This window comes from Comamonas koreensis, assembly GCF_021026195.1.
In the GTDB taxonomy this organism is placed as follows: domain Bacteria; phylum Pseudomonadota; class Gammaproteobacteria; order Burkholderiales; family Burkholderiaceae_C; genus Comamonas; species Comamonas koreensis.
Genome location: NZ_JAJNCT010000004.1, coordinates 57788 through 77822, shown reverse-complemented (window position 1 = coordinate 77822; position 20035 = coordinate 57788). Strand labels below are relative to the sequence as shown.

The 20035-nt window shown below is 63.7% G+C and carries 16 protein-coding genes; 8 read left to right on the top strand and 8 right to left on the bottom strand.

All coding sequences use genetic code 11. The features are described 5' to 3' along the window. Positions 1-14: 14 nt before the first annotated feature. From LPW39_RS02010 to LPW39_RS01990, 5 genes are all read left to right on the top strand, one after another. Positions 15-944 (top strand): branched-chain amino acid ABC transporter permease, encoded by a 930-nt coding sequence (locus LPW39_RS02010; protein WP_133855166.1) that lies wholly within the window; start codon positions 15-17, stop codon positions 942-944. A gap of 14 nt (positions 945-958) precedes the next feature. Beyond that, complete coding sequence (locus LPW39_RS02005) at positions 959-2023, top strand: branched-chain amino acid ABC transporter permease (protein WP_133855167.1); 1065 nt, start codon at positions 959-961, stop codon at positions 2021-2023. A gap of 78 nt (positions 2024-2101) precedes the next feature. Beyond that, positions 2102-3415, top strand: a complete 1314-nt coding sequence (locus tag LPW39_RS02000; protein WP_230770898.1) for an ABC transporter substrate-binding protein — start codon at positions 2102-2104, stop codon at positions 3413-3415. Positions 3416-3544: 129 nt separating this feature from the next. Beyond that, entirely contained in the window at positions 3545-4384 is an 840-nt protein-coding gene (locus tag LPW39_RS01995) for an ABC transporter ATP-binding protein (protein ID WP_021028666.1), read from the top strand. A gap of 107 nt (positions 4385-4491) precedes the next feature. Then, positions 4492-5751, top strand: a complete 1260-nt coding sequence (locus tag LPW39_RS01990) for a phenylacetate--CoA ligase family protein (RefSeq protein ID WP_230770896.1) — start codon at positions 4492-4494, stop codon at positions 5749-5751. 70 nt (positions 5752-5821) lie between these two features. Here the strand turns inward: LPW39_RS01990 and LPW39_RS01985 are convergent, their stop codons facing one another. Next, positions 5822-6133: a hypothetical protein gene (locus LPW39_RS01985; protein ID WP_230770894.1), complete on the bottom strand. Its 312-nt coding sequence runs from the start codon at positions 6131-6133 to the stop codon at positions 5822-5824. A gap of 1162 nt (positions 6134-7295) precedes the next feature. Here LPW39_RS01985 and LPW39_RS01975 point away from each other — a divergent pair. Both LPW39_RS01975 and LPW39_RS01965 read left to right on the top strand, forming a co-directional pair. Further along, positions 7296-8138, top strand: coding sequence for a hypothetical protein (locus LPW39_RS01975; RefSeq protein WP_269075733.1), 843 nt, complete (start codon positions 7296-7298; stop codon positions 8136-8138). A 342-nt stretch (positions 8139-8480) separates the two neighbouring features. Next, entirely contained in the window at positions 8481-9647 is a 1167-nt protein-coding gene (locus tag LPW39_RS01965; protein WP_269075732.1) for a hypothetical protein, read from the top strand. Positions 9648-9698: 51 nt separating this feature from the next. Here the strand turns inward: LPW39_RS01965 and LPW39_RS01960 are convergent, their stop codons facing one another. The 7 genes from LPW39_RS01960 to urtA form a co-directional block, all read right to left on the bottom strand. Continuing rightward, positions 9699-10070, bottom strand: a complete 372-nt coding sequence (locus LPW39_RS01960; RefSeq protein WP_230770889.1) for a zinc ribbon domain-containing protein — start codon at positions 10068-10070, stop codon at positions 9699-9701. 69 nt (positions 10071-10139) lie between these two features. Next, positions 10140-11363 (bottom strand): formamidase, encoded by a 1224-nt coding sequence (fmdA, locus tag LPW39_RS01955; RefSeq protein ID WP_133855171.1) that lies wholly within the window; start codon positions 11361-11363, stop codon positions 10140-10142. Between the two features lie 80 nt (positions 11364-11443). Next, positions 11444-12133 carry an urea ABC transporter ATP-binding subunit UrtE gene (urtE, locus tag LPW39_RS01950; protein WP_230770887.1) on the bottom strand — a complete coding sequence of 230 codons (690 nt, stop codon included), beginning with the start codon at positions 12131-12133 and terminating at the stop codon, positions 11444-11446. Between the two features lie 10 nt (positions 12134-12143). Then, complete coding sequence (gene urtD / locus LPW39_RS01945) at positions 12144-12887, bottom strand: urea ABC transporter ATP-binding protein UrtD (RefSeq protein WP_230770886.1); 744 nt, start codon at positions 12885-12887, stop codon at positions 12144-12146. 14 nt (positions 12888-12901) lie between these two features. Beyond that, positions 12902-14110: an urea ABC transporter permease subunit UrtC gene (gene urtC / locus LPW39_RS01940; protein ID WP_230770884.1), complete on the bottom strand. Its 1209-nt coding sequence runs from the start codon at positions 14108-14110 to the stop codon at positions 12902-12904. 23 nt (positions 14111-14133) lie between these two features. Continuing rightward, positions 14134-15048, bottom strand: coding sequence for an urea ABC transporter permease subunit UrtB (gene urtB, locus LPW39_RS01935; protein ID WP_230770882.1), 915 nt, complete (start codon positions 15046-15048; stop codon positions 14134-14136). An 81-nt stretch (positions 15049-15129) separates the two neighbouring features. Continuing rightward, entirely contained in the window at positions 15130-16377 is a 1248-nt protein-coding gene (gene urtA / locus LPW39_RS01930; RefSeq protein ID WP_230770880.1) for an urea ABC transporter substrate-binding protein, read from the bottom strand. A gap of 273 nt (positions 16378-16650) precedes the next feature. On the opposite strand from urtA, the gene LPW39_RS01925 reads away from it, so the two are divergent. Further along, complete coding sequence (locus LPW39_RS01925) at positions 16651-20034, top strand: hybrid sensor histidine kinase/response regulator (RefSeq protein WP_230770878.1); 3384 nt, start codon at positions 16651-16653, stop codon at positions 20032-20034. Position 20035: the final 1 nt, after the last annotated feature.

The window sequence follows — 20035 nt, the reverse complement described above, 5'->3', positions numbered from 1 at the left end:
CCCAGGGGACCGCAATGGCATTTTTTCTTGAAACTTTGTTTGGTGGCCTGATGGTGGGCATGCTCTACGCGCTCATCGCGCTGGGCTTTGTGCTGATCTTCAAGGCCTCGGGCGTCTTCAACTTCGCGATGGGCGCGATGGTGCTGTTCGCCGCACTGGCCATGGCCCGCTTTTCGGAATGGATTCCGAAGTGGCTGGGCATGGAGCCCGGTGTGCTCAGCATTGCGCTGGCGCTCGTCGTCGCCATGGTCATCATGGTCGGCGTGGCCTGGGCGATCGAGCGTTTTGCGCTGCGCTACCTCGTCAACCAGGAACCCATCGCGCTGCTGATGGCCACCTTGGGTATCGCCTACTTCCTCGACGGCCTGGGCCCGATGATCTTTGGCTCGGCCGTCTACAGCATCAATGTGGGCATGCCCAAGGACCCCATGTTCGTCATGGAAAGCCTGTTCCAGGGCGGCGTGCTGATCAGCCAGGAAGACCTGTATGCCGCCGGCATTGCCGCGGTGCTGGTGCTGGTGCTGAGCGTGTTCTTCCAAAAGACCAAGACCGGCCGCGCCCTGCGCGCCGTGGCGGACGACCACCAGGCCGCCCAGTCCATCGGCATTCCGCTCTCGCGCATCTGGGTCATCGTCTGGTCGGTGGCTGGCTGCGTGGCGCTGGTGGTCGGCATCATCTGGGGCTCCAAGCTGGGTGTGCAGTACTCGCTGTCCCTGGTCGCCCTGAAGGCCTTGCCGGTTGTGATTCTGGGTGGCCTCACCTCCGTGCCCGGCGCCATCGTCGGCGGTCTGATCATCGGCGTGGGCGAGAAGCTCTCCGAGGTCTACCTGGGCCCTTATGTGGGCGGCGGCATCGAGACTTGGTTCGCCTACGGTCTGGCGCTGTGCTTCCTGCTGTTCCGTCCCCAAGGTTTGTTTGGCGACAAAATTATTGACCGCGTGTAAACGGAGACTGACCTATGTTTTATCGTGAAAATGGCCAGTTCAAGACCAGCTACGCGGCCGATCAGCAGATCTTCCCGGTGCTGCAGGACAAGTGGGCCATGCTCGCCCTGCTGCTGGTGGCCTTTGTGCTGGTGCCCTTTGGCTTCAGCGACTACACCTTCAAGGCGGTGCTGATCCCCTTCCTGATCATGTCGCTGGGCGCCATCGGGCTCAACATCCTGGTGGGCTACTGCGGCCAGATCTCGCTGGGCACCGGCGCCTTCATGGCAGCCGGCGCCTACGCGGCCTACAACTTCCATGTGCGCTTTGAAGGCATGCCGCTGATCCTGTCGCTGATCGGTGGCGGCCTGGTGTCCATGCTGGTCGGCGTGCTGTTTGGCCTGCCCAGCCTGCGCATTCGCGGGTTGTACTTGGCCGTGGCCACCCTGGCGGCCCAGTTCTTCATGGACTGGATCACCAGCCGCGCCGCCTGGGTCAGCAACTACTCCTCGTCCGGTTCGGTCAGCGCCGGCAAGCTGTCGGTGTTCGGCATGCCGATCGAGACGCCGGTGCAGAAGTACCTGTTCTGCCTGGTCATCCTCTGCGTGCTGGGCCTGATGGCCAAGAACCTGGTGCGCAGCGCCATCGGCCGCGAGTGGATGGCCATGCGCGACATGGATGTGGCCGCCAGCGTGATCGGCATCCGCCCCATGTACGCCAAGCTCTCGGCCTTTGCCGTCAGCAGCTTCATCGTCGGCATTGCCGGTGCGCTCTGGGGCTTTGTCCACCTGGGCGCCTGGGAGCCTGCCGCCTTCAGCCTGGACCGTTCCTTCCAGCTGCTGTTCATGATCATCATCGGCGGCCTGGGCTCCATCGTCGGCAGCATCTTTGGCGCCGCCTTCTTTGTGCTGCTGCCCATCTTCCTGACCCAGGTGCCGCACTGGCTGGGTCTGCCGCTGTCCACCGCCACCGCCACCTACCTGGAGCACATGGTGTTTGGCGCGCTGATCGTGTTTTTCCTGATTGTCGAGCCCCATGGATTGGCCAAGCTGTGGGCCACGGCCCGCCAGAAGCTGCGTCTGTGGCCGTTCCCGCATTGAGAGTTTTTTAAGAGAGAGCAACGCAGAGTGTTCGCAAGTGGGGGTCACCAGCCCCAACAACCCTAAGGAGATAGAACCATGTCTTTCAAGAAAGCTGTGATCGCCGCTGCTACGGCAGCCCTGGGTCTGGGCGCAATGATGGCTGCCCCAGCCGCACAAGCCCAGGAGCAATTTGTTCCGCTGCTGGTCTACCGCACCGGCCAGTTCGCGCCGCTGGGCATCCCATGGGGTGACGGCAAGCAGGACTACCTCAAGCTCGTCAATGCCAAGGGCGGCATCAACGGCGTGAAGATCAAGTTCGAAGAGTGCGAGACCGCCTACGACACCGCCAAGGGCGTGGAATGCTATGAGCGCCTCAAGGGCCGCGACGGTGGCGCTGCCGGCTTTGACACGCAATCGACCGGCATCACCTTCGCGGTGACCGACAAGGCCGCGGGCGACAAGATGCCCGTCATCACCCCCGGCTATGGCCTGTCGCAATCGGCCGATGGCAAGGTGTTCGAGTGGAACTTCCCGCTGCTGGGCAACTACTGGACCGCTGCTGATTCCATCGTGCAGGACATCCTGAAGAAGGAAAAGGGCAACCTCAAGGGCAAGAAGATCGCCCTGGTCTACCACGACTCGCCCTATGGCAAGGAGCCCATCCCGCTGCTGCAAAAGCGTGCCGCCAAGGAAGGCTTTGAGCTGATGCTGCTGCCCGTGACCGCCCCGGGCGTGGAGCAGAAGTCCACCTGGCTGCAGATCCGCCAGAACCGCCCTGACTATGTGCTGCTGTGGTCGGCCGGCGTGATGACGCCGACCGCCGTGCGCGAAGCCCAGGCCACCGGCTACCCCCGCGAGAAGATGTACGCCATCTGGTGGGGCGGCTCCGACCATGACGTGAAGGACATCGGTGCCGGCGCCAAGGGCTACAACACCGTCACCATCCACAACACCGGCGAGCGCGACAAGGTGCATGACGAGGTGAAGGCCACGCTATACGACAAGGGCCAGGGCACCGCGTCCGATCCCAAGGAACTGGGCCAGCTGGCACACACGCGCGGCATGATGATCGCGATGCTGCAGGTCGAAGCCATCCGCACCGCGCAAGAGAAGTACGGCAAGGGCAAGGTCATGACCTCCGAGCAGGTGCGCTGGGGCCTGGAGAACATGAACATGACCCAGGAACGCCTGAACGAATTGGGCTTTGGCAAGATCATCCGCCCCTTCAAGACCAGCTGTGACAACCACCTCGGTGCCGACTGGGCGCGTATCGCCACCTGGGACGGCAGCAAGTTCAACGTCACCTCGGACTGGTACCAATCGGACAAGAGCCTGATCGACCCGCTGGTCAAGGAATACGCCGACAAGTACGCCAAGGAAAAGAACGTGACGCCACGTTCCTGCAGCTAAGGCTGCGTGGTCCCTGGGCCTCTGTGGCCCGGGGCCTCTCGTGGCAGGCCCCTGGCGCCCTCCCCTGCGGAAGGCGCCCGCTCCCCGGGGCCGCCCACCCTCCATTTTGTTGAGAGATCAGGTGACGGCATGACCGATTCCCCGCAAACAGCTTCCACCCCATCCGCAGCAGCGCCGCTTTTGGTCGTCAACGGCATCGAGGTGATCTACAACCATGTGATCCTGGTGCTCAAAGGCGTCTCGCTGTCGGTGCCGCGCGAATCGATCGTGGCCATCCTGGGCGGCAATGGCGCCGGCAAGACCACCACCTTGCGCGCCATTTCCAACCTGCTCAAGGGCGAGCGCGGCGAAGTCACCAAGGGCAGCATCGAGCTCGAAGGCGAGCGCATCGAAGCGCTGACCCCGTCGGACCTGGTCAAGCGCGGCGTTGTGCAGGTGATGGAAGGCCGGCACTGCTTTGCCCACCTGACCATCGAAGAGAACCTGCTCACCGGCAGCTATACCCGCACCAGCAAGGGCGAGATCGCCGCCAACCTGGACAAGGTCTACAACTATTTTCCCCGCCTCAAGACGCGCCGCACCAGCCAGGCGGCCTACACCTCGGGCGGCGAGCAGCAGATGTGCGCCATTGGCCGCGCGCTGATGAGCAACCCGCGCCTGGTGCTGCTCGATGAGCCCTCGATGGGCCTGGCGCCGCAGATCGTTGAAGAAGTCTTCAACATCGTGCAGGACCTGAACCAGAAAGAGAAGGTCACCTTCGTGCTGGCCGAGCAGAACACCAACATGGCGCTGAAGTACGCCGACTACGGCTACATCATGGAGAGCGGCCGCATCATGATGGACGGCGCCGCCAAGGACCTCGCCAACAACGAGGACGTCAAGGAGTTCTACCTGGGCATGGGTGGCGGCGAGCGCAAGAGCTTCAAGGACGTCAAGAGCTACAAGCGCAGAAAACGCTGGCTGGCCTGACCGCACTGCTTCAACGCACCAATTACCGCGCCGGCTGATGCCCAGATGCCGGCGTCTGCGGCAGATTCGCCCTCAAAAATACCGATCACACGTCCCGGAGAACCCGCATGAGCCAGCACTACGACGATCTGGAGTCCCGCGCCCCAGCTGCCCGCGAAGCCGATCTGATGGCCCGCCTGCCCGCCCAGATTCGGCACGCCCAGCAACACTCCCCCGCCTTTGCCAGCATCCTGCAGGGCATCGATGCCGCCAGCATCAGCAGCCGCGCGGCGCTGGCGCAGCTGCCCGTGACCCGCAAGCATGAGCTGCTGGAGCGCCAAAAGGCCGAGCGCGCCCAGCACCCGGGCCGCGCCATCTTTGGCGGCTTCAACACCGCGCCGTTTGGCAGCGCCATGCCGCGCATGTTTGCCAGCCCCGGCCCCATCTATGAACCCGAAGGCCAGCGCCCCGACTACTGGCGCATGGCCCGCGCCATCTATGCGGCCGGCTTTCGCGCCGGCGAGCTGGTGCACAACAGCTTCAGCTACCACTTTGTGCCCGCCGGCTCGATGATGGAGTCAGGCGCCCAGGCGCTGGGCGCCACCGTCTTCCCCGCCGGCACCGGCCAGACCGAGCAGCAGGTGCAAGCCATGGCCGATCTGCACCCCCATGGCTACATCGGCACGCCCAGCTTTTTGAAGATCATCCTGGAGAAGGCCGAAGCCCAGGGCCAGCGCATTGCATCGCTGACCAAGGCGCTTGTCTCCGGCGAGGCCTGCCCCCCCTCGCTGCGCGACTGGTTCAGCGCCCGGGGCGTGGCCGCCTACCAGTGCTATGCCACCGCCGACCTGGGCCTGATCGCCTACGAGACCGAGGCGCGCGAAGGCCTGGTGCTGGACGAGAACGTGATTGTCGAAATCGTGCGCCCCGGCACCGGCGACCCGGTGGCCGAAGGCGAGGTCGGTGAGCTGGTCGTCACCACCCTCAACACCGACTACCCGCTGATCCGCTTTGGCACCGGTGACCTCTCAGCCGTGCTGCCCGGCCAGTGCCCCAGCGGCCGCACCAACACCCGCATCAAGGGCTGGATGGGCCGCGCCGACCAAACCACCAAGGTGCGCGGCATGTTTGTGCACCCCGGCCAGATTGCCGAAGTCGTCAAACGCTTTCCCCAGGTGCAAAAGGCGCGCCTGGTTGTCAGCGGCGCCATGGCCCAGGACCAGATGAGCCTGCAGGTGGAAACCACCGAGCTGGGCGCCGGCCTGGCCGAACAGATCGCCGACGCCGTGCGCGACATCACCAAGCTGCGCGCCGATATCGCGCTGCTGCGCCCGGGTGAGCTGCCCAATGATGGCAAGGTGATTGAGGATGCGCGGAGTTACGACTGAGCGCTTTGGAGACAACGCACGCTGAGTGCGCAAAACGGCCACGCGCCTTTGGGTTGCGTGGCCGTTTTTCTTAAGATCTCCAAATGCCGCCACCAAAACCTTCTCTGGCATATACCTTCAGCGGCAGCTTGGATTGGTATTTGCGCCCTTCTAAATCCTGGTAGCGCACGGAAATCTCAATCTCTGCGCCATAGCGTAACCAGGGCTCATTGCTTGAATCGCCACTGACAGCACCCAAAGAGGTGGTCAGCGCTTCGCCGTTCTTGAGCAAGAGCACTTCACCTTGCGCCAGGAAGTTGGCCTCAACCATTTCAAACTCGTTTTCACGGACTTGTGGATCGAGTAGCGATGCAATGTCCTCTTGAGAAGCATGCAGACGCACACGAACTGCTGGCCGATTACCGGTTGGTGATCACGCAACCAACAAACCCCCTCTGGCGCTTATTCGTGCCAGAGAGGCATTTTTTGCATCCGCCAGCCTATGGTCACGCTCGCCATTCACTGCAGCATCTGCGGCGAATAGGGGGATAAATGCCGCATGGATCACGACCAGCATCTATGGACGACCCGTTTTGGCGTGAAAGCTATCCACCGCACACCCTCAGTGGTTGACTTGCCAATAATCAACGGCAGTAACCCATGCGGTGATACACCCGGTTCGCAATCAGCCCTGGGCAGGCGTATTGCGATGTCCTAAAAGCATTTACCGTGCATCTATGGCTATGGATTAAAGCAATTTAAAAATCAGTTACCTTGCATGTCACAAATATCCATAAAACGCATACCGAATACCTGGCATGCACCAGCCCTAAAACGCGGATTCCGAATGACAACCGCTTCCCCCACGCCGAGCCATGGCGCTTTTCAACGCCGCCACAATGCCGAACCCAGAGCTGCGTTCTGTCGCCTACAGCACTGGCTACGCTGTAGCAACCATGAGCGCCGCCCGCTCAGCTGCGAAAACTTGCGGGCATAGGATAACTGCAAGGATTATTTACCATATTGATCACCAGTAATTCCCACTCACAGAAAAATGATCAAAAATCACTATTCATCGGCAACCCCACCATCCACCACCGTAATAAAGCGTCTCGCCATCCCTCAATAAAACAAATAGAGTTTAATATCGCATCCGGATATACCAAGAGAATTGGTTACCGCACGATCAGCGTGCAGAAAGGATTGCGATGCCGCCAAAATCTACTAATAGCCTTAGCCGATCGCTAAAAAAAATCACCTTCAGTTTGGCCACCAGTTGTGCGTTGATCGGCGCTTCCCAACAGGTACAGGCGCAGGATTGTGTGGATGAGGTCTATTACACCGAAGCGACCACCTGCACCGTTCCCAGCGGCATGAACATCGTCAACCTCAGAGTGGATGGCGCAGGCGGTGGGGCCGGTGGGTCGCCCTACCCGCCACTTCGACTGGGTTACGGGGGCGCCAGGGGTGCAAAAGGTGCCACCGTCGCGGGTGCTGTGCAGGTGTCACCCGGTGCCACATTACACCTGCGCGCGGGCATGGCCGGGCAACAAGGGGCGGATGCCATGGGAGTGCCTACTGTGGGAGGCGTGGGCGGCACCGGCGATGGCCATGGTGGCGCCGGCGGCGGCGGACGACATGGAGGCGGTGGCGGTGGCGGCGGTGGCGCCTCATCGCTGAACATAGCTGGCACCAGCATGTGGGTGCGCGCAGGAGGCGGTGGTGGCGGAGGCGGGGGTGGCGTACTGGGGTTTGCCGAAGGGGTTGCACAAAGCGCAGGCGTAGTGCAGTCCGATCAATGCAGCTCTGCTGCTTCCGCTGCCGGAGACGGCGACGAGGTAGAACCTGTCTCTCAGGGGGGCGCCAGCGGCGGTGGTGGCGGCAATGGCGGTACCTATGGCGATGCGCCGTCCACCACACACAAGGCCGCTGCAGCCAACTGGACGCCGCCAGCGCACGGGTCGCAGGGTGGCACCACTGGCGATTCCTGCTACTCCGCCCCCATTGAAGAGCTGTCTTTTGTGGCTGAGGGCAACGCCAACGGTGGCATCAACGCCGAAGCGGCCCCCAACATACCTGCAGCACATGGCGGCCTGTCCCTGATCTTCACTTTCGCAGCTGACCGCACTGCCCGGATTTCTGCCATCAGCGGAACAGGAGCCACCGTGCAAGCCCCCCAGACCATGCCTCCTGGCTATGAGGTGGGCAGCTACCGGGTGGCATGCACCGGCTCGGCAGGTGACCGCGCAAGCGGAGTGGCATCCGGGCCCGCAGCCACGGCCCATGTTCCGATGTCATTACCCGCTGCACAGTCCTGGGCCTGCGAAGTCAGCGCCACCTTGGTCGATAGCTTGGGTGGCGAAACCATCGAAACACTGCCCACCACGATGCAAAGCAGCCGCTCCTGAGCGCATCTGCAACGCCCCACTACCGCCGGAGGGCACACACCCCAGGTGCCCCTGGTTGCGCTGCTCGCCGCCTCACTCGCCGAGGTTTTATCTCTACGCCTTTATCAACGTTGCCGCCCGCAGGCGTTCTGCAACAAGCAGCTTCGCACGGCTTACGTGCAGAAAGGAATCAAGATGCCAAGGAAACCCAAACAGGGAGGCCTGAGCCGGTCGCTTCACAATCGCACTCGCTACGCCGCAGCCGGCTTTGCGCTTGCCGCAGCAGCACCTTACGCGCTGGCTGCAGATTGCGAGGATGCCACTTATTACGTCGAATCCACCAGTTGCCAGGTACCCCAGGGGATGAATATCGTCAATATCCGGGTGGATGGGGCCGGCGGAGGCGCAGGTGGTTTGGCAGCCCCAACGCTTGGGCTCGCTGATGGCGGCGCAGCCGGTGCGAATGGCGCCACCGTCGCCGGGGCCATGCAGGTGTCGCCTAATGCCCAATTGCAGTTTTTGATTGGCACCGCCGGACAGCAAGGGGCCAATGGCTCAGACACACCGACAGCGGGAGGTGAAGGCGGCTCGGGAGACGGGGCAGGCGGCGCTGGAGGCACTGGCGGAGACGGCGGCGGCGGAGGTGGCGGTGGCGGAGCTTCGTCGCTCACCATTGCAGGTACCAGCATGTGGATCCGCGCAGGCGGGGGCGGAGGGGGAGGCGGCGCAGGCCCATTGGGGGCAGAAGCGGGAAGGCCACGCAACGACAGCACTCCGTTGACCAAGGTCTGTACCCTCGCTGCCGCCTCGGGCGGCAACGGCGGCAATGTAGAGCCCATCACGCCCAATGGCCCCAGTGGCGGCGGTGGCGGAAACGGCGGAACTTACGCCAATGCTGCCAGCACTGCATTGCAAGCAAACGCGGCCAGCCAAACGCCACCGGCGCATGGATCAGAGGGCGGTTTTACCGGCGATTCCTGCGCGCCAGACCGGGTCGAATTTCTGTTTTTTGAAGCGAGCGGCAATAGCGGAGGAGGTATCAACGCCGAGGGTACTAACAGCACACCCGCCTCCAACGGTGGGGTCTTCTTCATCTTCGGTTTCGACCCTGAACGCACGGCTCAGATCACGGCTATCAGCTCCACCGGCGTTAGCGTGCAAGAGCCCCAAGCCATGCCCCCTGGCTACGCAGTGAGCGAGTACCGGGTCACCTGCACCGGCTCCGCAGGTGGCAATGCCAGCGGCTCAGCGCCCGGGCCCGCTGCATCGGCCAACATCCCGATGTCCCTACCAGGCAACCAGGTCTGGACCTGCGAGGTAACGACTACCTTGGTTGATAGCACTGGCGGTGACAGCATCACCACCATTCCCACCTCCCAACAAAGCAGCCATACCGATATAGGTCCAGAGCCGCCCCGAGCACCGGCCCGTGTTCCGGTGCTCGGGGCGGCAGGTGCTGCGTCACTGGGCGTGCTGGGGTTAGCGGCATGGATGGGCTTGCGCCGCCAAAGTCAAAAGGGCTTCCGTTGAACGATCCGACCTCGTCATGTGTGCGTGCATATACGTCTTCAGCGAAGCCCCTCAGTGGCTGATCATCCAGGGCCGGTTCCCTATCTGGCTCTTGAGCGCCGGCTGCGCCGCTGCAGCAGTTGCGCCAGTTTTCGCGCCCCCACTAGTGCAACACCCACAGCCACTCGGATGCCGCAGCCGCCCATAGCTGCCCGCAGCAGGATCGGTATCACGCGACATACGCGGCGCATGGCGGGCGCGTTCGTTGACCTCGGCGGCGCGGCGCTGTTGGGGCGAGGTGCAGGCCAGGCGCGGGGCCTGGCTGATGACGCGCTCTGAGGCCGCGCCGCAGCGGGGGCAAGCGCAGGCCAGGTTGCGGTCGGCCAGGCGGCGCAGCGCGTCGAACGCGCCGCAGTGCTGGCAGGCGTAGTCATAGGTGGGCATCACAGTCTCCTGCACAAAAAGATAAAAGCGGGCCGGCACAGCGGCCCGCATACGCGCGTTTTGCTCGTCTTACTTGTCGTACGAGATCGGCATATCGATGCTGCCGTCCAGGTACTTGACCGGGCCAGCCGCGCTCGGGTTGATGTCGAAATCAAAGATCTGCGTGGGCAGCCACAGGGTGGCGCAGGCATTGGGCACGTCGACCACGCCGCTGATATGGCCCTGCACCGGGGCGGTGCCGAGGATGGAATAGGCCTGGGCGCCGGAGTAGCCGAACTTCTTCAGGTACTCGATGGCGTTGAGGCAGGCCTGCTTGTAGGCCACGTTCACATCCAGGTAGTACTGCTTGCCCGATTCGTCAACGCTGATGCCTTCAAAGATCACATAGTCGTTGTAGGTCGGCACGATGGGGCTGGGCTTGAAGATGGGGTTCTTGATGCCGTACTTGGCCATGCCGCCCTTGATGATGGACACCTTCATGTGTACCCAGCCGGCCATCTCGATCGCGCCGCAGAAGGTGATTTCGCCATCGCCCTGGCTGAAATGCAGATCGCCCACCGACAGGCCGGCGCCATCGACATAGACCGGGAAGAAGATCTTGGAGCCGCGCGAGAGGTCCTTGATATCGCAGTTGCCGCCATGCTCGCGCGGGGGCACGGTGCGCGCGCCGCTGGCAGCCGCCTTGTCGCGTGCCTCGCCCTTGAGCTGCCCCATGTGCGCCGTCGCCATGAAGGGCGGGTTGGCCAGGTTGCCATCGGGGTTGGTGTCGATCAGCGCCTGCTCGCGCGCATTCCAGGTCTCGAGCATCTTGGGATCGGGCAAGGTGCCGATCAGGCCCGGGTGGATCAGGCCGGCATAGCGCACGCCGGGGATGTGGCGCGAGGTGGTGAACATGCCCTGGAAATCCCAGATCGATTTTTGCGCGGACGGAAAGTGGTCGGTCAGGAATCCGCCGCCGTTCTTCTGCGAGAAAAAGCCGTTGAAGCCCCACTGGCTCTCATCCTTGGCACCGATGTCGAGCAGGTCCACGACCAGCAGGTCGCCGGGCTCTGCGCCTTTGACGCCCACCGGGCCCGAGAGGTAGTGCACCGTGGTCAGGTCCACATCGCGCACATCGTCGGCGCTGTCGTTGTTCTGGATGAAGCCCCCCGTCCAGTCGTAGGTCTCCAGCACAAAGTCATCGCCGGGGTTGACCCAGCAGGCCATCGGAATATCGGGGTGCCAGCGGTTGTGCACCTTCTCGTTGGAGGGGGCCGGTTGGGACAGATCAACCTTGATCAGGGTTTCGGGCATGTGCAGCTCCTGTGATGCAGTCAATGAAACAGAAAAATGCGGGCCGGCAGCGCAGTGCCAGCGGCCGACCGCGCAAGGACCTAAACCGACAGATAGGACTTGATGTGGGCCTCGTTGGTGTTGGCGCGGTCGGTCTCGTGCACGATGCGGCCGCCCTCGATGACAAAGAGCCGGTCGGCCACATCCATCGCAAAATGCAGCACCTGCTCGGAGACTACGATGGTGATTTCGCGCATCTTGCGGATCTCGTTGAGCGCCTTGGCGATGTCCTTGATGATGGACGGCTGGATGCCTTCGGTGGGCTCATCGAGCAGCAGCACCTTGGGGTTGGTGACCAGCGCACGCGCAATGGCCAGCTGCTGCTGCTGCCCGCCCGAGAGGTTGCCGCCCTTGCGCCGGCGCATGTCCCACAGCACCGGGAATAGCGCATAGATCTCGTCGGGGATCTTGCGGTCGCGGGCGTTCTCCAGACCGGTCTCGATGTTCTCCTCGACGCTCAAGGTCGGGAAGATCATGCGGCCCTGGGGCACATAGGCAATGCCCTTGGCCACGCGCAGATAGCTCTCGTCGCGTGACACGTCCTGCCCCACCACCTGCACCGCCCCGCTCTTGAGCGGCAGCACACCCATCAGCGCCTTGAACAACGTGGTCTTGCCCATGCCGTTGCGGCCCATGATGGCCAGGGTTTCGTTGGGCCGGCCTTCGAAGGAGATGCCGTGCAGCGCCTCGCTCTGTCCGTAGGCCACGTGGATATCGTTGACTTTCAGCATGTGCGGCTCCTCAGTGGCCCAGGTAGACATCGATGACTTTGGGATCGGACTGCACGGCCTCCATCGAGCCTTCGGCCAGAATCTTGCCCTGGTGCATGACGGTGACCTTGTGCGCAATGCGGGCTACAAACTCCATGTCGTGCTCGATCACGATCACCGAGCGGCCCACGCAGATACGCTTGAGCAGCTCGGCCGTCAGCTCGCGTTCGCGCGCGCTCATGCCGGCAATCGGCTCGTCGAGCATCAGCAGTTCTGGGTCCTGCATCAGCAGCATGCCAATCTCCAGCCACTGCTTTTGCCCGTGCGACAGCAGGCCCGATTCCATCTCCAGCACATGGTCCAGACCGATCTCCTGCGCCACGGCCTGCACGCGCTGCTGCACGGCCTCGGTGCACTTGAAGCGCAGCGCGCCGAACACCGAGCGCCCCTCGGGGTAGGAGACCTCCAGGTTCTTGAAGACCGACAGGTTCTCGTAGATCGACGGGGTCTGGAACTTGCGGCCGATGCCCTTGCGCACGCGCAGGTACTCGTCCATGCCCGTCAGCTCCTGGTTCTGGAACTTGATGCTGCCGCTGCTGGCCTTGGTCTTGCCGCAGATCAGGTCCAGCAAGGTGGTCTTGCCGGCGCCGTTGGGGCCGATGATCACGCGCAGCTCGTTCTTGTCGACATAGAGGGTCAGGTCCTCGATGGCCTTGAAGCCGTCAAAGGAGACCGTCAAACCCTCCACCGCCAGTGCAAAGTCGGTATTGCTCATTGCGCACTCCTGGTTCAGACGCCTTCGGCCGCAGGCTTGCCGCTGACCGGCTCCTGCGCCTTGCTGGTGGCGGTGGTGGTGACGGGCTTGGTGGCCGTGCTGGTGGCCACTGGGCTGGTCGGGCTGGTCGGGCTGGCGGGCTTGGCGGCACGCCGCGCCAGCATGGGCTTGACCTTGCTGGCATACAGGCCCGCCAGGCCATTGGGGAAGAACATGGTCACCACGATGAAGAGGCCGGCCATGCAGAACATCCACAGATCGGGGAAGGTCTCGGAGAAATAGGTCTTGCCAAAGTTGACCAGCAGCGCGCCGTAGACGGCCCCGACCAGGCTCATGCGGCCACCTACGGCGGCAAAGATCACCATCTCGATCGAGGGAACAATGCCGACGATGGAGGGCGACATAAAGCCCACCTGCAGCGCAAACATCGCGCCGCCAATGCCCGAGATCGCAGCGGCCAGGCAGAACACAAACACCTTGAACATCGACACGTCATAGCCGGAGAAGCGCACGCGGTCTTCCTTGTCGCGCATCGCCAGCAGCAGGGTGCCGAGCTTGCTTTTCTGGATCCAGAGGCAGGCAACGACCGATAGCAGCAGCAGGCCGCAGCAGACGTAGTAGAGGATGTACTTGGCGCTGTCGGTGCGGATGTCCCAGCCCAGCAGGGTGCGCAGGTCGGTCATGCCGTTGACGCCGCCGGTATAGCCCTGCTGGCCGATGATCAGCACCGTGAGGATCAGCGCCACGGCCTGGGTGATGATGGCAAAGTAGACATCGCCCACCCGGCGGCGGAACATCGCAAAACCGATGATGAAGGCCAGCAGCGCGGGCGCAGCCACCACGGCAAACAGCGCAAACGGCAGGTGCTCGAACGGCGTCCACCACAGCGGCAGTGCGGTGAGCTGGTTCCAGTCCATGAAGTCGGGGATGCCCGGTGTGGACTGGATGCTGGTGCTGGCCTTGTCCGAGGCTTCGAGCTTGAGGAACATGGCCATCGCATAGCCGCCCAGGCCAAAGAACACGCCCTGCCCCAAGCTCAGCACGCCGCCCCAGCCCCAGAGCATGACCAGGCCCACGGCCACAAAGGCGTAGCAGAGGTACTTGCCCACCAGGTTCAGGCGGAAGGAATCGAGCGCCAGCGGGAACACCACCAGCAGCACCACGGCCAGCAGTGCCACATGTCCCAGGCCGGTGCGCTCCAGCCACACACGCATATCTTTCATGGTTGTCATCCTTTCCACCGGCTTTAGCGGCGCACCTTGCTGGCAAACAGACCTTGGGGCCGCAGCATCAAGACCACGACGATGAAGGACAAGGTCAGCACCTTGGCCATGGAGCCACTCAGGAAGAACTCCGTGATGGACTGCACCTGGGCAATGCCAAAGGCCGATGCCACGGTGCCCAGCAGGCTGGCGGCGCCGCCAAAGGTGACGACCAGGAACGAATCCACGATGTAGAGCGAACCAGAGGTAGGGCCCGTCGAGCCGATGGTGGTGAAGGCCGCACCGGCGATGCCCGCGACCCCGCAGCCAATCGCAAAGGTCAGGCGGTCGGTCTTCTTGGTGTTGATGCCGATGGCGTTGGCCATCACCCGGTTGCTGACCGTGGCCCGCACCCGCAGGCCCCAACGGCTGCGGTACAGCGCAATCAGCACGCCGGCGGTCACCAGCAGCGCCAGCGCCAGCACAAACAGGCCATTGATCGGAATGTCCAGCCCCTCGCTGGGCGACCAGGACCCCATCAGCCACTCAGGCAAGGTGGGGCTCACCTCTTTGGGGCCGATCACCGAGCGGAACACCTGCTGCAGCCCCAGGCTCAGGCCCCAGGTGGCCAGCAAGGTATCGAGCGGGCGCTTGTACAGGTGGCGAATCAGCGCCCATTCGGCCAGCCAGCCCAGCACAAACGCAAAAACAAAGGCCGCCACGATCGACAAGGGAAAGTAGTAAGGCATCCAGGCCGGTGCATGGGCTTCCACCAGGGTGGAGGCCATGAACACGGTGTAGGCGCCGATGGTCATGAACTCGCCATGCGCCATGTTGATGACACCCATCTGGCCAAAAATAATCGCCAGGCCCAGGCCCATCAGCAGCAATACCGCAAACAGGCTGAGGCCTGCAAAGCCCTGCATCAGCCCGATATTCATCATTTCAGAAAAAGTCATGGCGCTCTCTTGTCGGGTGGTGGTCGGCGGCATCGCGGGCCCGAGGGGAAATGCCCCGGGGCCCGCTCTTGGAGTTCTGATTTATTGGTAGCCCTTGGGGAAGGGATCAGGCTTGATCAGCTCGGGCGACTCGGACACCACCTTGAAAGTCCCGTCCGGCAGGCCCTGCGCAATGCGCGACTTGCTCCAGAGGTGGTGGTTGGCGTCGATCTTCACGTAGCCTTCGGGGGCGGTGTTCAGCTCGATGCCCGGCGATGCAGCCACGACCTTGTCCACATCAAAGCTGCCGGCCTTCTCGACAGCGGCCTTCCACAGCCAGGGTCCCAGGTAGCCGGCCTGGGTCACATCGCCGATGACCGACTTGGGGCCGTACTTGGCCTTGAAGGCCTCGACAAACTTCTTGTTGTTGGGGTTGTCCAGCGACTGGAAGTACTTCATGCTCGAATAGAAGCCGGCAAAGTTCTCGCCGCCAATGCCCAGCATTTCGTCCTCGGTCACCGACAGGGTCACCAGGAACTGCTTGTCACCGGTGATGCCTGCGGCCTTGAGCTGCTTGTAGAAGGCCACGTTGGAGCCGCCCACGACAGCTGCAAAGATCAGATCGGGCTTGGCCACCTTGATCTTGTTGATCAGCGAGTTGAAGTTGGTGTTGCTGAGCGGGTAGTACTCCTCGCCGACGACCTTGCCCTTCTGGAAGGTCTCGATGTGCTTGCGCGCAATCTTCATCGAGGTGCGCGGCCAGATGTAGTCCGAGCCCACCAGGAACACCTTGGAGGCGTTCTTCTCCTTCTTGGCCCAGTCGAGGCTGTACAGAATCTGCTGGGTCGCTTCCTGGCCGGTGTAGATGACGTTCTTGCTCTGCTCCAGGCCTTCGTAGAAAGTGGGGTAGTAGAGCAGGCCGTTTTCCTTCTCGAAGACGGGCAGCACGGCCTTGCGCGAAGCCGAGGTCCAGCAGCCGAAGACGGTGGCCACATGGTCGCTGATGAGCAGCTTCTTGGCTTTTTCGGCAAAGGTGGGCCAGTCGGAGGCGCCGTCCTCCTTGATCACGCGGATCTTGCGGCCCAGCACGCCGCCCATGGCGTTGATCTGGTCAATGGCCAGTTGCTCGGCCTGGATGGAGCCGGTCTCGGAGATCGCCATCGTGCCGGTCGAGGAGTGCAGCTGCCCGACCACCACCTCGGTATCGGTCACCGCCAGCTTGGTGGTGTTGACCTGGGCGGTGGGCGGCGTCTGGGCACGCGACAGCATAGGCAGACCCGCCATGCTGATGGCACCCAGGCCTTGCAAGAGACGGCGGCGGCGGAGCGACTGTTGGAAATCCTGAGACATGCTTTTCTCCTCAAGTGGTTCAGGGGCTGAACCGGTAACGGGTTGAAACCTGTTGGTCACTCTAAAAGTGCCGCCCCCAAACACCCATACGTCATTTGACGTAGCCCCTGCGTACGCACGCCGAGCTGAGCTTGCGCGCCCACTGCACTTTGGGTCACACCTCGCCGGCCGCACCTCGCCGGCCGCACCTTGCCGGCCGCACCAGCCTTGCCGTGGCCTGAATATTGCTTAGTCCGCTGATCCCTTGCCCACAGCGCCTGTGCGCTGCCTGTGATGACCAAGCCCTCCCAAAAGATCTTCCCGATCCGCCGCGAATACAACGCCTGGGTGGCCGACGAGACCATGGAGGACTACGCGCTGCGCTTTACGCCGCAGAAGGCGCGGCGCTGGAGCGAATGGCAGCTGCTGAACACGGCGATGGGCGGGCTGTCCTTTCTGGCGCTGGAGGCCATTGGCGCGACCATCACCCTGGCCTATGGCTTCAGCAGCGCGGCCTGGGCCATTGCGGTGATGGGCATCGTGATCTTTCTGACCGCCTGGCCCATCTCGGTCTGCGCGGCGCGCTATGGGCTGGACATGGACCTGCTCACCCGGGGCGCCGGCTTTGGCTACCTGGGCTCGACCATCACCTCGCTGGTCTACGCCACCTTCACCTTTATCTTTTTTGCGCTGGAGGCGGCCATCATGGCGCTGGCCGTGCAGATGGCGCTGGGCTGGCCGCTGGTGGTCTGCTATGTGCTGTGCGCGCTGGTGGTGATACCGATGGTGCTGTATGGCGTCACCTTCATCTCCAAGCTGCAGGCCTGGACCCAGCCGCTGTGGGCGCTGATGCTGCTGACGCCCTACCTCTGGCTGGCCTTTGCGCAGCCCCAGTTTGTGCATGAGCTGCCGGGCCTGTCGGGCCTGACCTCGGGCAGCGCCGATTTCAACTGGCTGTATTTCGGCTCGGCCAGCACGGTGATCTTTGCGCTGATCGTGCAGGTGGGCGAGCAGGTGGATTACCTGCGCTTCATGCCGCGCAAGACGGCGGCCAACCGGGGCCGCTGGTGGTTTTGTGTGCTGATGGGCGGGCCGGGCTGGATCCTGATGGGTGCCGCACGCATGCTGGGCGGCGCCTACCTGGCCTATGTGGCGCTGCAGTTTGGCTCGACTGTGGCCGAGGCCTCGGACCCCACCCACCTCTACCTGACCGCCTTTGGCAAGATCATCCAGGACCCGGGCATCGCCCTCTGGGTCACCCTCGTCTTCGTCATCATGGCGCAGATCAAGATCAATGTGACCAATGCCTATGCCGGCTCGCTGGCTTGGTCCAATGTATTCTCGCGCATCACCCGCAGCCACCCGGGCCGCGTGGTGTGGCTGGTGTTCAACGTGATGATCGCGATGCTGATCATGACCCTGGGCGTGTTCAGCGCCTTGGAGAAGGTGCTGGGCATCTACAGCAATATCGCCGTCGCCTGGGTGGGCGCGCTGGTGGCCGATCTGGTCATCAACAAGCCGCTGGGGCTGAGCCCGCCGGGCACCGAGTTCCGCCGCGCCTACCTGCATGACCTCAACCCCGTCGGCCTGGGCGCGATGGGCATTGCCGCGCTGGCCGCCGGCATTGCCTACAGCGGCCTGCTGGGCGAGCTGGCCAGCGCTTTTGCGCCCTATATCGCGCTGGTGATTGCGCTCTTGGTATCACCGCTGCTGGCCTGGGCCACGCGCGGGCGCTGGTACATCGCCCGCCCGCCCGCGCTGTTTGAGGCGCCCGAGCTGCCATGCGCCGTGTGCCAGAACCAGTTCGAGCGTGCCGACATGGCCGCCTGCCCCGCCTATGGCGCGCCCATCTGCTCGCTGTGCTGCTCGCTCGATTCGCGCTGCCATGACCGCTGCAAACCCAGCACCGCGCGCGCCCAGGTGCAGTGGCGCAGCCTCTACGAAAGCCTGCTGCCCCAGCGCATCCAGCGCAGCATCAACTTTCGGCTGGCGTCGTATGCAGGCACGGTGCTGCTGCTGACCAGCCCGATGGCGCTGGCCTTGTTCGTCGTCTACATGCAGCAAAGCCTGGCGCCGGGGCAGACGGATTTGCGCTGGGCCTTTGTGCGCGCCTTCTCGCTGCTGGCGCTGCTGTGCGCGCTCTATGCCTGGTGGCTGGTGCTGGCCAAGGACAGCCGGCGCATGGCGCGCGAGGAATCGGAGCGCCAGACGCAGATGCTGCTGCAGGAGATCGAGGCCCACCAGCGCACCGATGCGCAGTTGCAGGCCGCCAAGGAGCATGCCGAGGCGGCCAACCAGGCCAAGTCGCGCTATGTGGCCGGCATGGCCCATGAGCTGCGCACGCCGCTGACCAGCATCCTCGGCTATGCCCAGCTGCTGCTGCGCCGCAGCGATCTGCCCGGCCCTGCGCACGAGAGCATCAGCACCATGCTGCACAGCGGCCAGCACATGCATTCGCTGATCGACGAGCTGCTGGATCTGGCACGCATCGAGGCCGGGCGCCTGCGGCTGGACCCGGCGCCGCTGCAGTTCCCCGAGTTTCTGGAGGCCGTCAACCGCATGGTGCGGCCCCAGGCCCAGGCCAAGGGCCTGCAGTTCGAGCTGCAGACGCAGGGCCGCATTCCGCAGTGGGTGCGGGCGGACGCCAAGCGCCTGCGCCAGATTCTGATCAACCTGCTGGGCAATGCCATCCGCTTTACCGACAGCGGCAGCATCCGCCTGCAGGTGGACTGCCACAGCGATGTGGTGCGCTTTGACATCCGCGACACCGGCATAGGCATTGCGCCGCAGGACCATGAGCGCATCTTCATGCCCTTTGAGCGGGGCAGCGCCGGGCGCCGCGCAGCCAGCACCGGCACCGGCCTGGGCCTGACCATCACCCGCATGCTGACCTTGCTGATGGGCGGCGAGCTGAGCCTGCAGAGCACGCCCGGCCAGGGCAGCACTTTCTCGGTGCGTCTGTACCTGAGCGAGGTGCACAACCCGCCGCGCGCGCTGGCGGGCCAGCCCCAGGCCCGGCCCTTTATCGGCGGCTACCAGGGCCCGCGCAGAACGCTGCTGCTGGTCGACGACCAGCCCATCCACCGCCAGCTGATCGCCGGGGTGCTGATCCCGCTGGGTTTTACCGTGCTGGAAGCGGCCAGCGGCCATGAGTGCCTGGAGATCATCCGCGATGCGCCACCCGACGCCATCCTGCTGGACCTGAGCATGGACGACCTGAGCGGCTGGCAGACCGCTGCGCTGGTGCGCCAGCAGTACAGCGCCGCGCACCTGCCCATCGTCATCGTTTCGGCCGACCTGTTCGAGAACCAGCCCGAGCAGCTCGAGCGTGCCGGCTGCCAGGCCTTTGTCGGCAAGCCGGTGCTGGAGTCCGAACTGATGGACACCCTGGCCTGGCTGCTGAAGCTGGAATGGCTGGAAGACACAGCCGCGCCCCCGCCCCCCGCAGCGCTGCCCACTAGCGCGCAGGAACCGCCGCTGCCGCCGGATCTGCAATCGGACATCACCCGCTTGGCGCGCTTTGGCGATGGCGCCGGCCTGCGCAAGCTGCTGGCCGCTGCCCAGGCCAGCCACCCTGAACTACAGCACGCGCTGCAAGCCCTGGATGCGGCGGCCCAGCGTTTTGATTTCCCCTTCATCCTGGAGCGCCTGGCGCCAGCGGAGCACAGCGAGCCCTGAC